At 70.3% G+C, this 13,037-nt stretch carries 13 protein-coding genes; 5 read left to right on the top strand and 8 right to left on the bottom strand.

The genetic code is table 11. The annotated features are described in order from the left end of the window. The first annotated feature begins 89 nt into the window (after window positions 1-89). The 3 genes from AC6JA9_RS36270 to AC6JA9_RS36280 all read left to right on the top strand — a co-directional run bounded on the left by AC6JA9_RS36270 (window position 90) and on the right by AC6JA9_RS36280 (window position 4,375). Window positions 90-1,517 carry an amidase gene (locus tag AC6JA9_RS36270; protein WP_497958516.1) on the top strand — a complete coding sequence of 476 codons (1,428 nt, stop codon included), beginning with the start codon at window positions 90-92 and terminating at the stop codon, window positions 1,515-1,517. A gap of 78 nt (window positions 1,518-1,595) precedes the next feature. Beyond that, window positions 1,596-2,633 carry a 6-phosphofructokinase gene (locus AC6JA9_RS36275; RefSeq protein ID WP_141332983.1) on the top strand — a complete coding sequence of 346 codons (1,038 nt, stop codon included), beginning with the start codon at window positions 1,596-1,598 and terminating at the stop codon, window positions 2,631-2,633. 101 nt (window positions 2,634-2,734) lie between these two features. After that, complete coding sequence (locus AC6JA9_RS36280) at window positions 2,735-4,375, top strand: long-chain fatty acid--CoA ligase (RefSeq protein ID WP_223747123.1); 1,641 nt, start codon at window positions 2,735-2,737, stop codon at window positions 4,373-4,375. 48 nt (window positions 4,376-4,423) lie between these two features. Here AC6JA9_RS36280 and AC6JA9_RS36285 read toward each other — a convergent pair whose 3' ends face one another. The 5 genes from AC6JA9_RS36285 to AC6JA9_RS36305 form a co-directional block, all read right to left on the bottom strand. Continuing rightward, a complete protein-coding gene (locus AC6JA9_RS36285; protein WP_483578754.1) occupies window positions 4,424-4,720 on the bottom strand; it encodes a hypothetical protein in 297 nt (98 codons plus the stop codon). 18 nt (window positions 4,721-4,738) lie between these two features. Next, window positions 4,739-4,879 carry a hypothetical protein gene (locus AC6JA9_RS36290; RefSeq protein WP_483578755.1) on the bottom strand — a complete coding sequence of 47 codons (141 nt, stop codon included), beginning with the start codon at window positions 4,877-4,879 and terminating at the stop codon, window positions 4,739-4,741. Further along, window positions 4,876-5,178: a hypothetical protein gene (locus tag AC6JA9_RS36295; protein WP_483578756.1), complete on the bottom strand. Its 303-nt coding sequence runs from the start codon at window positions 5,176-5,178 to the stop codon at window positions 4,876-4,878. The genes AC6JA9_RS36290 and AC6JA9_RS36295 overlap by 4 nt, the downstream gene beginning before the upstream one ends. A 322-nt stretch (window positions 5,179-5,500) precedes the next feature. After that, window positions 5,501-7,531 carry a hypothetical protein gene (locus AC6JA9_RS36300; RefSeq protein WP_497958517.1) on the bottom strand — a complete coding sequence of 677 codons (2,031 nt, stop codon included), beginning with the start codon at window positions 7,529-7,531 and terminating at the stop codon, window positions 5,501-5,503. A gap of 158 nt (window positions 7,532-7,689) precedes the next feature. After that, window positions 7,690-8,040 carry a hypothetical protein gene (locus AC6JA9_RS36305; RefSeq protein ID WP_223747119.1) on the bottom strand — a complete coding sequence of 117 codons (351 nt, stop codon included), beginning with the start codon at window positions 8,038-8,040 and terminating at the stop codon, window positions 7,690-7,692. A 311-nt stretch (window positions 8,041-8,351) separates the two neighbouring features. Here AC6JA9_RS36305 and AC6JA9_RS36310 point away from each other — a divergent pair, with 311 nt between their 5' ends. Together AC6JA9_RS36310 and AC6JA9_RS36315 are read left to right on the top strand one after the other, a co-directional pair. Further along, on the top strand, window positions 8,352-8,888 hold the full coding sequence (locus tag AC6JA9_RS36310) for an FHA domain-containing protein (RefSeq protein ID WP_141324015.1): 537 nt from the start codon (window positions 8,352-8,354) through the stop codon (window positions 8,886-8,888). A gap of 169 nt (window positions 8,889-9,057) precedes the next feature. Continuing rightward, window positions 9,058-10,326 (top strand): metallophosphoesterase, encoded by a 1,269-nt coding sequence (locus AC6JA9_RS36315; RefSeq protein WP_223782558.1) that lies wholly within the window; start codon window positions 9,058-9,060, stop codon window positions 10,324-10,326. On the opposite strand, the gene AC6JA9_RS36320 is transcribed toward AC6JA9_RS36315, so the two are convergent. The 3 genes from AC6JA9_RS36320 to AC6JA9_RS36330 are packed head-to-tail and all read right to left on the bottom strand — an operon-like array spanning window position 10,307 to window position 12,953. Beyond that, entirely contained in the window at window positions 10,307-10,969 is a 663-nt protein-coding gene (locus AC6JA9_RS36320; protein ID WP_497958518.1) for a class II aldolase/adducin family protein, read from the bottom strand. The genes AC6JA9_RS36315 and AC6JA9_RS36320 overlap by 20 nt on opposite strands. Beyond that, window positions 10,966-12,072, bottom strand: a complete 1,107-nt coding sequence (gene mtnA / locus AC6JA9_RS36325) for an S-methyl-5-thioribose-1-phosphate isomerase (protein WP_223782559.1) — start codon at window positions 12,070-12,072, stop codon at window positions 10,966-10,968. The genes AC6JA9_RS36320 and mtnA overlap by 4 nt, the downstream gene beginning before the upstream one ends. After that, window positions 12,069-12,953: an S-methyl-5'-thioadenosine phosphorylase gene (locus AC6JA9_RS36330; protein WP_497958519.1), complete on the bottom strand. Its 885-nt coding sequence runs from the start codon at window positions 12,951-12,953 to the stop codon at window positions 12,069-12,071. Before AC6JA9_RS36330 ends, mtnA begins: the two co-directional genes overlap by 4 nt. Window positions 12,954-13,037 lie beyond the last annotated feature (84 nt).

Raw genomic sequence — 13,037 nt, forward strand, 5'->3', positions numbered from 1 at the left:
CTGTTGCAGCAACTGCCGTCATCGCCGACACCGCGCGGACGCGACGCGTCATACCGCGCGTGGCGCACGCACGGGTAGAGTGCCCGCCCATGGACCCCTTCATCAGCCTCGACGCCACCGCCCAGGCCGAGCTCGTGCGGCGCCGGGAGGTGACTCCGCTGGAGCTCGTGGACGCGGCCATCTCCCGCATCGAGCGCTGCAACCCCCGGCTCAACGCCGTGGTGCAGACGCAGTTCGAGACCGCGCGCCTCAGGGCGAAGGCTCCGCTGCCCGAAGGCCCCTTCACCGGCGTGCCCTTCCTGCTCAAGGATTTGCTCGCCGCGCAGGAGGGCTACCCGCTCACCTTCGGCTCGCGCTTCGCGAAGGACTTCGCGCCGGGCCATGACAGCGAGCTGGTGAAGCGCTACCTGCGCGCGGGGCTCGTGGTCCTGGGAAAGACCAACACGTCGGAGCTGGGGCTGCTCCCCACGACGGAGGGCTCGCTGCACGGACCGTGTCGCAACCCGTGGGACGTGACGCGCACGCCGGGAGGCTCCAGCGGCGGCGCGGCGGCGGCGGTGGCCAGCGGCATGGTGCCCTTCGCGCACGCCTCCGACGGCGGCGGCTCCATCCGCATCCCCGCGTCCGCGTGTGGCCTGTTCGGCCTCAAGCCCAGCCGGGGCAGGAACCCCACCGGGCCGGAGCTGGCCGACAGTGTCCACTGGCTGATAGGCGAGCATGCCCTCACCCGCACGGTGAGAGACAGCGCGGCGCTGCTCGACGCCACCGAGGGGCCCGACCTCGGCGCGCCCTACCACGCCCCGCCCAAGGCCCGTCCCTACGGCCTGGAGGTCGGCGCACCCCCGGGTCGGCTGCGCATCGGCCTGACGCTGCGCAACGCGGTGGGCGCCCCCGTCCACCCCGAGTGCCTCAGCGCCGTCGTCGCCACCGCGAAGCGGCTCGAGGGCCTGGGCCACTCCGTCCTCGAGGGCAACCTCCAGATTCCCGGCGACGACACGCTCGGCCAGCACTTCATGACGGCCTGGGCCTGTGGCGTGGTGAACACCGTGGAGGGGCTCTCGCGCCGCCTGGGCCGCGCGCCCTCAGCCGAGGACTTCGAGCCCTTCACCTGGGCGCTGTATCAACACGGGCTGAGCCAGGGCCTGTCGGCCTACCTGCACGCGCAGACGGAAATCCTGCGCTTCGGCCGCGTCTTCGCCCGGCACTTCGAGGACGTGGACGTGTGGCTCTTGCCCACCGTCACCGAGCCCGCGCCCGTGCTGGGGACGTTCGCGTCCCTGCCCGACGCGCCGCTCGCTCCCCTGTTCCGCGCGGCGGGCTTCACGCCCTACTGCCCCATGGCCAACATGGCGGGCAACCCGGCGATGAGCGTGCCCCTCCACTGGAGTCCCGAGGGACTGCCGGTGGGCGTGCAGTTCATCGCCCGCTTCGGGGATGAAGCCACGCTCTTGCGGCTGGCGTCGCAGCTGGAGGCCGCGCACCCGTGGACGCACCGGCGGCCGTCGGTGTTCGGCTAGGGGCCGCTCCTCCCGTCGCAGGGCGCTCGGGCAAACTTCATCAGCACGTCGGGTGCAAGGCGCGATAAAACATTCTTCATGAAAGTCGCCGTGCTTACCGGCGGGGGTGACTGCCCCGGCCTGAACGCCGTCATCCGCGCCCTCGTCCGCCGCGCCTCCGCCCACGGTTTCGAGATGATGGGCCTCCGCGACGGGTGGAAGGGCCTGCTCGAGGACAACCACTTCCGCCTCACCCGCGAGACGACCTCCGGCATCCTCCACCGGGGCGGCACCATCCTGGGCACCTCGCGCGTCAACCCGTTCAAGGTGGAGAACGGCCTGGAGAAGGTGAAGCGCGCCATCGAGCGCAACGGCATCCACGCCGTCATCGCCATCGGCGGCGAGGGCACGCTGTCCGCCGCCACGCGCATGTCCCAGGAGGGGCTGCGAATCGTGGGCGTGCCGAAGACCATCGACAACGACCTGAACGGCACCGACTTCACCTTCGGCTTCGACACCGCGGTGGCGATTGCGACGGAGGCGGTGGACCGGCTGCACTCGACGGCCGAGTCGCACAAGCGCGTCATCGTCTGCGAGGTGATGGGCCGGCACGTGGGCTGGATTGCCACCTACGCGGGCATCGCCGGCGGCGCGGACGTCATCCTGGTGCCGGAGATTCCCGCGGACCTGGAGCGCGTGGCCGAGCACATCCGCAGCCGCCACGCGGGCGGGCGCAGCTTCTCCATCGTCGTGGTGGCCGAGGGCACGCGCATCAAGCTGTCCGCGGACCAGGGCGAGCAGCTGGTGACGAGCGGCGCGCTGGACGAGGCGGGCCGGCCCCGGCTGGGCGGCGTGGGCAACATCGTCGCGCAGGAAATCGAGCGCCGCACGGGCTTCGAGACGCGCGTGTCCGTGCTGGGCCACATCCAGCGCGGCGGCGCGCCCACCGCGCATGACCGCGTGCTGGCCACGCGCTACGGCGTGCACGCGTGCGACATGGTCGCCCGGGGCGAGTTCGGGAAGATGGCCGCGCTCAAGGGCAACGAAATCGTCAGCGTGGAGCTGGCCGCCGCCACCAAGGAGCTCAAGCGCGTCCCGACGGAGTTCTTCGAGGTCGCCCAGGTGTTCTTCGGCTGACGCAACGCAGCAACACTCGGGCCGCGAGTGACGCGGGACGCTGGCCCGAGCGCGCATCCGGTAGCATCGGCGCCCCACCCTCGCCTCGAAGGGACGTGCCGATGCTGCCAGGCCGCATGATGGACTTCCCGCTGACGTTGACGCACTTCCTGGAGCGCGCGCGGACGTACTACCCGCGCTCCGAAATCGTCAGCCGCAATCCGGACAAGTCGATGCACCGCTACACGTACGCGGACTTCTACAAGCGCACGTGCCGGCTGATGAACGCGCTGAAGCGGCTGGGGGTGAAGGCCGGCGACAGGGTGGCGACGCTGAGCTGGAACCACTACCGGCACCTGGAGGCGTACTTCGGGATTCCGGCGATGGGCGCGGTGGTGCACACGCTCAACCTGCGACTGCATCCGAATGATTTGGCCTACATCGCCCGGCACGCCGAGGACACGGTGGTGCTGGTGGACCGCTCGCTGTGGCCCCTGTTCGAGAAGTTCGCGGCGCAGGTGCCGAGCATCCGCCATGTCATCGTCATCCCGGACGCGGGGCCCGCGCCGGAGGGGACGCTGGACTACGAGCAGCTGCTCGCGGCGGAGCCGGAGACGTTCGACTTCCCCACGCTGGAGGAGAACAGCGCGGCGATGCTCTGCTACACGTCGGGCACGACGGGCAACCCCAAGGGGGTGCTGTTCAGCCATCGGTCCATCACGTTGCACACGCTGGTGTGCTGCATGAAGGATTTGACGGGCATCGGCGAGGCGGACTCGGTGTTGCCGGTGGTGCCCATGTTCCACGCGGCGGCGTGGGGGTTGCCGTTCGACGCGCTGCTCACGGGGGCGCGGATGGTGATGCCGGGGCCGCACCTGGACCCGCCGTCGCTCCTGGAGTTGATGTCGGCGGAGAAGGTGACGGTGGCGGGCGGAGTGCCGACCATCTGGCTGGGCATCCTCGCGTTGTTGGACCAGGACCCGAAGAAGTGGGACCTGAGCGCGATGCGGACGATGTTGATTGGAGGCTCGGCGGCGCCGCCGGCGATGATTGACGGCTTCCGGCAGCGGCACGGGCTGGAGGTGACGCACGCCTGGGGCATGACGGAGATGAACCCGGTGGGGACGATGGCGAAGGTGAAGCAGGCGCTTCGCCACGCGGACGCGAAGGCGCAGCTGGGGGCGCAGAGCTCGCAGGGCTTCGCGCTGCCGTTCGTGGAGACGCGGGTGATGGGGGAGGACGGGAAGGCGTTGCCTTGGGACGGCGCGACGATGGGTGAGCTGGAGGTGCGCGGGCCGTGGGTGGCGGGCTCGTACTACGGCGGCGAGGGGGCGGACCGGTTCACGGCGGATGGCTGGTTCAGGACGGGGGATGTCGTCACGTTGGACGCGGATGGGTATGTGCGCATCTGCGACCGGAGCAAGGACGTCATCAAGTCGGGCGGAGAGTGGATTTCGTCGGTGGCGCTGGAGAACGCGCTGATGAGCCACCCGGCGGTGCTGGAGGCGGCGGTGTTCGCCGGGCGGCATGCGCGGTGGGACGAGCGCCCGCTGGCGGCGGTGGTGCTCAAGCCGGGGCAGGCGGTGAGCAAGGAGGCGCTGACGGAGCACCTGGCGAAGCAGTTCGCCAAGTTCTGGCTGCCGGACGACTACCTCTTCATCGAGCAGATTCCGCGCACGTCCACCGGGAAGTTCCTCAAGACGAAGCTCCGTGAGGACTACGGCGACCACCTCATCAAGAACCCGAGCACCGCCGCGGGGTGAGGCACGGTGGGCCCGCCGTCCGTGGAAGGACGGTGGGCCCCAAGCTCGTCAGCCCTGCTGGTCGATGAGCTGGATCTTCCGCTGCCGGCACACGTCCTCGAAGTCGCCCCGGTTGAAGGTGACGAGGGCGTGGAGCCGGTGGCTCCGACTGAGCAGCATCAGCCGCACCACCCGGTCCACCAGACTCAGGGCGCGGTAACCACCGTCCTTCGTCAGCTCCTCGAAGCACTCCGCGAGCGCCTGCTCGCGCATCTTCCGGTCGAACAACATCGACAGCCGGTTGCGCTGCCGCAGGCGCTTCAAGTCCCGCTCCAGCAGCCCCATCGACGCGCTCCTGCGAGCCATGCGCGTCGACACCGTCTCTTAGAGGATGGGCCAGGGCACCACCAGTTCGTGGGCAGTCGAGTCGAACAGCTTCTCGAACAGCGCCTTGGCGACGCCGTGGAGACCATCCCTCGGATCATAGAGCGCGAGCAGGAAGCAGGCATCGACACAGACATTCATGCGTCGTCCTGCTCCTCACTGGCGAGCTCGACGTAGCCGACCCACGGGGCGGGACGCCGGTTGCCGAAGAGCCACTTGCCGCTCCACTTCCCTTCCTTGTCGGAGCCAATCAGGTAAGCCCGCCCCTTCTTGCCCACGATGGGCTTGAGGGCCCGCTTGAGCTGCACGGGCGTCTGCTCCGTGGTGAACGTCGCCATGCCGTCACCACACTCGCGCGCGTCCAGCTTCGCCAACCACCGGTAGAGGTCGTCGTAGTTGCCCCGGAGCCCCAAGTCGAACGAAAGCCAGTACCGCGTCATGAGCCCTCCCTGTCGAGCCCGAGCACTCTCGCCTCGACAGACTTCGGCCCGAAGGGGCGCGAGGTCCATCCCGGGTGTCTCACCCACCAGGTCGTGCTGTCTACCCCCTACCCTCCTTCGCGGCCCCATCACGACAGGGGCCGTATGGCCCGGCGATTCACTCAGACGATGCATGCAGTCTCACAGGTTGGACGGTCCGCGCCCCTTCACGAGCGCGGACCGTCTCCGCTGCAAGCCACACGCCTCACGGCGCACGATTTCCGAACCAACGCGGAGCCATCCACGAACTTGTAACTACGGCTTACACGTTCAGCCCACCGCGTCAGTTCGCGCCGAGGCAGACGCCGCCGCAGGTGGCCTCCACCTTGCCGTCGGGCCTGAGGAACAGGTCCACCTGCTCACGGCCCTTCGTGTTGCGACGCACCCCTTCATGCACCGGGTTGTCGTCCGCCGGCAGGTTCGCCACCGTGCCCGGCAGCGGCGAGGGCAACCCGAAGTCGAACTGCACCAGCGCCGCGCCGTCGAGGACCCCCTCCACCGCCGGCAGCTCCGGCACGCGCCACGTCGCCGGCAGCTGCTGCGTCAGCCCCATCGCCCGCGCATGCAGCTCCGTCGCCACGTTGGGCACCTGCGCATCGCCCAGGCCGTACTGCACCAACACCTTGCGCGACGCGGGGCCACCTTCGTACGGCGTCTTCAACACGTGCGGCGCGTACGTCAGCGGGTCGATGCGGTCGAACCCCGTCTGCGTCATCGCAGCGAACTTCTGCTGGTCCAGCGCGTCCGGCACCGCCGCGGCGATCGCCTGCAGGAACGGCGCGAAGGGCTTCGCCCGGAACATCATCAGCGAGAAGTCCGCCCCACCCACGCTGAACACCGCGCGCTCGAGATGCGGCGAGAGCGCCACGTACGTCCCGCCCAGGATGTGCCCCTGGCTGATGCCGTAGAAGTACGTCTGCCCCGGCTCGTACACGAGCACCCCGTTGTCGCTCAGCTCCGGCACGTCCCGGAGCGTCGTGCGCGCCGCGTACGTCACCGCCATCTGGTTCACCATCCCCTGATGCACCCGGTCCGAGAAGCGCATCGTCTGCCCCGGCTGCTGCGCCATCGCCCCCACCACCCCCGGCGCGTCCGCCTGCGACATGCCCCACCAGTCCACCGTCATCACCACCATCCGCGTCGCCTGCACGAACGGCCGCACGAACGAGCCGTCCGCCTCCCCCTGCCCGCCGAAGAAGCCGTGCCCGTACTGGAGCAGCCGCACCGGCGCCACGCCCTGCCCCCAGACACTCCGGGGAATCTGCAGCGTGAAGGGCACCTCCGCCTCGCCATTGCGCCGCACCCGCCCCTGCGCATCCCGCGCCAGCAGCGCTCCGGGCTGCGCCGTCTCCATGAACAGCGGCACCCGCAGCGTCCCCTTGATGCGACGCGCGATGTTCGCGTCCACGTCGTTCGTCACCTCCGTCACCGTCACCACCGGCGGCGTGGCCTCCATCGCCTCCATCGCCAGCCGACGCACATCCAACATGTCCCGCGTGACGTTCTCCTCGGTCTCCGTCGTGAAGTCCCACGCGAGCTGCAGCTCCGCGCGCGGCACCCCCGCCGCCTCCAACGCCGGGAAGATGTCCGCCTCGTAGCGCCGGGCCAGCGGCGCCAGCAGCGCGTCCCCCGCCGTCTGTCCATCCCGGATGCGGCGGAAGCCCTCCGGCACCGGCACCGGCGCGCCGTCCTTCGCCTTCAGCCCGCGCAGCGCCACGATGTAGCGCGTCCCACCCTTCAGCCGCACCGCCGGCCGCACCAGCAGCGCCCGCCGCGCGTCCGCCGCCGCCCGAGGGTCCAGCTCCGCGAAGTGCAGCACGCCCGTGCCGGCTTCCGCCTCCAGCAACACCGTGCTCCCCGACGTCGCCGCCGTGGGCCGCGTCACCGAGGGCAGCCCCGTGTCATCCACCCCGCCCGGGAACAGCGCCAGCATCTGCGTGCCATGCGAATACCCATCCGCCGGATGCAGGTCCGTGAAGTCGAACGGCGTCCCATCCCGCGTCTTCAGCTTCGCGGCCGCGCTCAGCGTCACCCGATGTCCCGAAGGCAGCGCCGCGTCCTCCTTCAGGAAGTAGTCCGAGGGATACGGCAACAGGCAGTCATGCTCGGACGCCAGCGGGTTGCAGCCCTCCGGCACCTGCAGCGGCGGCAGCTCCGAGCCCGAGTCCGGGGCCCCCGCATCCGGTGTCCCCGAGTCGGGCTGCGCCCCGGCGTCCGGCGTCGGCTGGTCATCGTCCGGGTCCGAGCACCCGCTCAACGCCAACAACGACGCCGCCAACACCCAGGCGCCGTGCTTCCTCATTCGCTCCCACATGGCTTGGACGCTCCTCGCGCGAACACAAATGTCTGTGTCACACGAGTGTCACCGGACACGCCGCGAGCGCAAAGCCTCATCTCACGACACACCGCGCCACGCACCACCATGCAGCGTCAGCCCTCACCTGGGGCTGACGCTGAGCTTCCACGGATGTATCAGATTCCGCAGATATCCTCGGCGAGCGAGATGCACGCGGCGATGAACTGCGCCGTCGTGCAGCCGCCGTTCTGGGTGCAGACGATGTCGCCGGTGCCCGGCTCGCTGCACCACTGCAACGTCACCCAACACGCGGCCTGGGTGACGGTGCGCTCACCTTCGATGGCCTGGGCGCTCACGTTGTTCTCGCCCGAGGCGTCCCGCACGATCACGGACCTCCCATCGTTCAGCGTGGCCTCGTACCGGGGCCCCTTGTCGTCGACTGTCGCCTCCGGCGTGGTGCCCTCGCCGCAACCGGCGAGCACGCCCATGGAAACAGCCGCGACCATCACGAATGACAGTGCCTTCATGCGCTTCTCCTGGTGATGGAGCCCACCGACCCGAGCTCCGTGGGCGGATATGCAATGATTGTCGAGCCTTCTCCATCGTTGATAGCCACTAGCTGAAATGTTTCCAGCCTCGTCTCGGGTCTGGGATTACAGCCACTCGCAATCACTGCGCATGGATTGAGCCTCGCGCGTGCCTCCATGAAACCTTCCGAAGAACCCGGACCAAATCCGCTCCATGTGCTCACGTGGGAGCGTTCGCTGGTGGACGGCGGCGGCCTGGTGCGTGCGGGTGCGCGCCAGGGCCCGCGGCTTCGGGGTAGGTTGTGGCCACCATGCCGTCCGTGAAGCAACTGCGCCCGTTCGCCCTGGCAACCCTGGAAGCCTTCCTCGACGCCTCCGGGCCCGTGGTCCTCGTCCAACAGCCGCCCGAGCCCGTCTTCCAACAGGTGGCGATGCGGCTGGGCGAGGCGCGCACCGTGGGCATGGCGCACCGCACCCGGCTGGTGGACCGGCTCTTCGTCATGCTGCGCGGCTTCGACGCGCTGGAGGTCCACTTCCTGCGTCCGGCCGCGGACGGGCAGGAGCTCACCGTGGGACGGATGGAGGGCTGCACGCTCATCGTCCCGGACCCGTCCGTGTCCAAGCACCACGCCACGCTCAAGTGGCACGCCTCGGCGGGGGACTGCTCGGTCCGGGACGTGGGCTCGATGAACGGGACGTGGGTCAACACCGCCGCGCTGACGCCCGAGCAGGACGTGCTGCTCACGGATGGCGACGCGCTGGGTTTCGGCGATGCCCAGTTCCTCTACCTGCGCACCGAGACGCTGCACGCGCACCTGCGCATGGCCAGCCCCGGCGCCCGGGGCTGATGCCCACACGCCCTGGGGAATGTCCCGGGCCGCGCGGACGTAGGGAGGACGCCCTGGCGCCCAGGCGAGCCTCGGTGACAGGGGCATCACCTACATTCAGCCACTTCGTGCGGCGGGGCATGCGGCCCGGCGCTATGACTGCGGTTCTCGTGCGCTTGGGAGCGTGTTGATGGTCAGGCCGTTGCTTCTCCTCCTGGTCTACGTGGTCGCCTGGACCGTCCTGAAGTCGTTCTGGCCCGCGATGGCGCGAGGGTGGCGCCGGTGGGTGTTGCTCGGCGGCTCGGCGCTGTCCCTGGCCGTCTGGCTGGTGCCCGCCATCGCCGGACGCACCTCCGAGGTCCCCGCCCTGCTGCGCATCCTCGCCACGGGCTGGTCCATCTCCGCCATCATCATCTTCCTCGTCGGCGGCCCCCTGGCCCTGCTGCGCCGGTGGATGGACCGCCGCGCCCGGGCGAAGGCCTCCCCTGACGTCATGACGACCCAGGCCCCGGTCCCCGAGGCCCCCGAGTCCGTCCCCAGCGGAACCCCCGCCACCCACTCCACGCAGGCCAGCGCCCTGGAGTCGCTGACGTCCGCGAGGATGAGCCGGCGCAACCTCCTGACGAACGCGGGGCGCGCGGTGCCGCTGCTCGCGGTGGGGACGAGCACGGCGGGCCTGGCCAGCGGCTCCATGGGCTTCAAGGTGGAGTCGGTGGAGGTGCGCCTGCCGGGCCTGCCCGCCGCGCTGGATGGCTTCCGCATCGGCCAGATCACCGACGTGCACGTGGGCACCTTCATCGACACCCAGTACCTGCGCGACACGGTGGCCGCGATGAACGAGGCCAAGGTGGACCTCCAGGTGATGACGGGGGACCTCATCGATGACCTGGACCAGCTCGACGCCACCATGGCCGCGCTGGAGGAGTGCCGCGCGCCTCACGGAATGCTGGCGGTGCTCGGCAACCATGAGCACTGGCGCGGGCTGGACGAGGTCGTGGAGGCCTACGCGAAGTCCCAGTCGCGGGGCAGCCCGGTGCGCCTGCTCGTGGACGAGTCCCACACCTTCGAGCACGGCGGCCAGCGCGTGCGCGTGGTGGGCGTGGACTACCCCATGTCCGGCCGCAGCCACCGCGTGAAGGCCGCGCGCATGAAGCAGTCCGCCGAGCAGGCCTTCCAGGGCGTCTCTCCCGACGAGGTGGTGCTGTGCCTCACGCACCACCCGGACTTCTTCGACCACGCCGCCGAGCGCGGCGCGCGGCTGACGCTGGCGGGCCACACCCACGGTGGCCAGGTGGCCTTCTTCGGGATGCCGTTCTTCTTCTTCGCCTTCCAGTACATGCTCGGCCGCTACCGCCGGGGCGACCACCAGCTCTACGTGTCCGGCGGCACCGGACACTGGCTGCCCTTCCGCCTGGGCGTCCCGCCCGAGGTGACGGTGCTCACGCTCCGCTCGGCGTGAGCGCGGACTGCTGGCCGTAGGTCTTGAACTTCTCCAGCACGCGCGCCATCTCCGCGTCGTCGAGCAGCACGGGCTCGCCCACCTGGAGCGCTCGCCAGTACATGGCCGCGAGCGTCTCCACCTCCACCGCCAGCTTGAAGGCCGAGGGCAGGTCCCGCCCCAGCGCCAGCATGCCGTGGTTCGCCATCAGGCACGCCTTGCGGCCCTCCAGCGCGTCCAGGACGTTTCGCGCCAGCTCCGCGGTGCCGAAGGTGGCGTACGGCGCGCACCGCACGTCGACGCCGCCCGCCGCGCAGACCATGTAGTGGAAGGCCGGGATGCCCCGGCGCAGACACGCCAGCGTGGTGCTGAACATGGAGTGCGCGTGCAGCACCGCGCCCACCTCCGGACGGGCCTCCAGGATGTCCCGGTGGAGCTGCCACTCGGACGACGGACGCCGGGGGCCCTCGTGGCTTCCATCCATGCGCATGAGGACCATGTCCTCGGGCACCAGCACTTCGTAGTCCATGCCGGTGGGCGTCAGCAGGAAGCCCCCGTCCACGCGCACGCTCAAGTTGCCGCTCGTGCCCTGGTTGAGCCCCGCCGCGTTCATCTTGCGGCAGGTGGCGATCATCGCCTCTCGCACGACGCGCTCGTCCTTCATGAGCCCATCCTCGCGCGCTCCGGGAACAGCGAGCGCAGGCCCGCCTCACTCGCCGGACACACGCCCCGCTCGGTGATGAGCGCTGTCACCAATCGCGCGGGCGTCACGTCGAAGGCGTAGTTGGCGGAGGGGCTGCCCTCCGGTGTCACCCGCACCGTGGCCACCTCCCCCGAGGCGAGCCGGCCCGTGACGTCGCTCAATTCGGAGCCATCGCGCTGCTCGATGGGAATCTCCCGCACGCCGTCGCGCAGACTCCAGTCGATGGTGGGCGAGGGCAGGGCCACATAGAAAGGCACGCCGTTGTCCTTCGCCGCGAGCGCCTTGAGGTAGGTGCCAATCTTGTTCGCCACATCACCGTGGGCCGTGGTGCGGTCCGTGCCGACGATGCACAGGTCCACCTGCCCGTGCTGCATGAGGTGGCCGCCCACGTTGTCGGCGATGACGGTGTGCGGGACACCATGCTGCCCCAGCTCCCACGCCGTCAGCTGCGAGCCCTGGTTGCGCGGGCGCGTCTCGTCCACCCAGACATGCACGGGCAGGCCCGCGTCGTGCGCCAGGTAGATGGGCGAGAGCGCCGTGCCGAAGTCCACCGTCGCGAGCCACCCCGCGTTGCAGTGGGTGAGCACCTCCAGCCGGCCCTTCCTCCCCTTCTTCTCCCACGCGGCCTCCAGGAGCCTCAGGCCGTGCTCGCCCAGCGCCCGGTTGATGGCCACGTCCTCGTCGCACAGCTCGGCCGCGCGCCGCTTCGCCGCCTCCACGCGCTCGGCGGGCGGCAGCGGGGTCAGCACACGGCGCATCTCCTCCAGCGCCCAGTGCAGGTTCACGGCGGTGGGCCGCGTCTCACCCAGCACCGCGAGGGCCCGCGTCAGCGCCGCGTCGGAGGCATCCGCGCGCAAGGCCAGCCAGACCCCGTAGGCGGCCGTCGCGCCGATGAGCGGAGCGCCCCGCACCCGCATCGCGCGGATGGCGTGCGCGGCCTCGTCCAGCGTCTCCAGTCGCGCGGTGACGAAGGCGTGGGGCAGCCGCGTCTGGTCGATGATGCCCACCGCGCGGGCATCCGGCTCCAGCCAGACGGCGCGGGTGGGCTTGCCGTGGACCTTCATCGCCCGAGCACCCGTCCGGCCACCGCGGACAGCTTCTCCACCATCGCCGCGTCGCGGGCGTCCGGCGCGGTGATGAGCGCGTGCTCCAGCGCGCGCTGACACCCCTGCCGACAGGGCCCCTCGTGTCCTCCGAGCAGCGGCACCACCTGCTTCACCAGCGAGCGCGCCTTGCCCGCGTTGCCCACGAGCACCGAGACGACCTGGTCCACCGTGACGGCGTCGTGCTCGGGGTGCCAGCAGTCGAAGTCCGTCACCATGGCCACCGTCGCGTAACAGAGCTCCGCCTCTCGGGCGAGCTTGGCCTCCGGCATGTTCGTCATGCCGATGACGTCACAGCCCCACGTCCGGTACAGCCGGCTCTCCGCGAGCGAGGAGAACTGCGGCCCCTCCATCGCCAGATAGGTGCCGCCCCGGTGCGCGGCCACGCCCAGCGCTTCGCACGCGGCCACCACCGCCTCCCCCAAGCGCGAGCACGTGGGCTTCGCCATGGACACGTGCGCCACCAGCCCCGTGCCGAAGAAGCTCTTCTCCCGCGCGAAGGTGCGGTCCACGAACTGGTCCACCACCACGAAGGTGCCCGGCGGCAGGTCCTCGCGCAGGCTGCCCACCGCGGACAGCGACAAGAGGTCCGTCACCCCGCTGCGCTTGAGCGCGTCGATGTTCGCCCGGAAGTCGATGTCGCTCGGGGCGATGCGGTGCCCGCGACCATGGCGGGGCAGGAACACCACTTGCGTGCCCTCGAGCGTGCCGAAGCACAGCTCGTCGGAGGGCTGGCCGAAGGGCGACGACACCTTCCTCCACGCGACGTCCTTCAGGCCATCCATCTGGTACAGGCCACTGCCACCGATGATGCCGATGACGGGCGCGGGGGCTCGGGACATGGGTCTTCTCCGGGGTCGAGGGGCGCCGCCAGCGTAGCAGCCTCCTCGCGGCCCACGTGGGTTGACAGCGTCACGCGCGACTCT

Source organism: Myxococcus sp. MH1, from assembly GCF_059738865.1.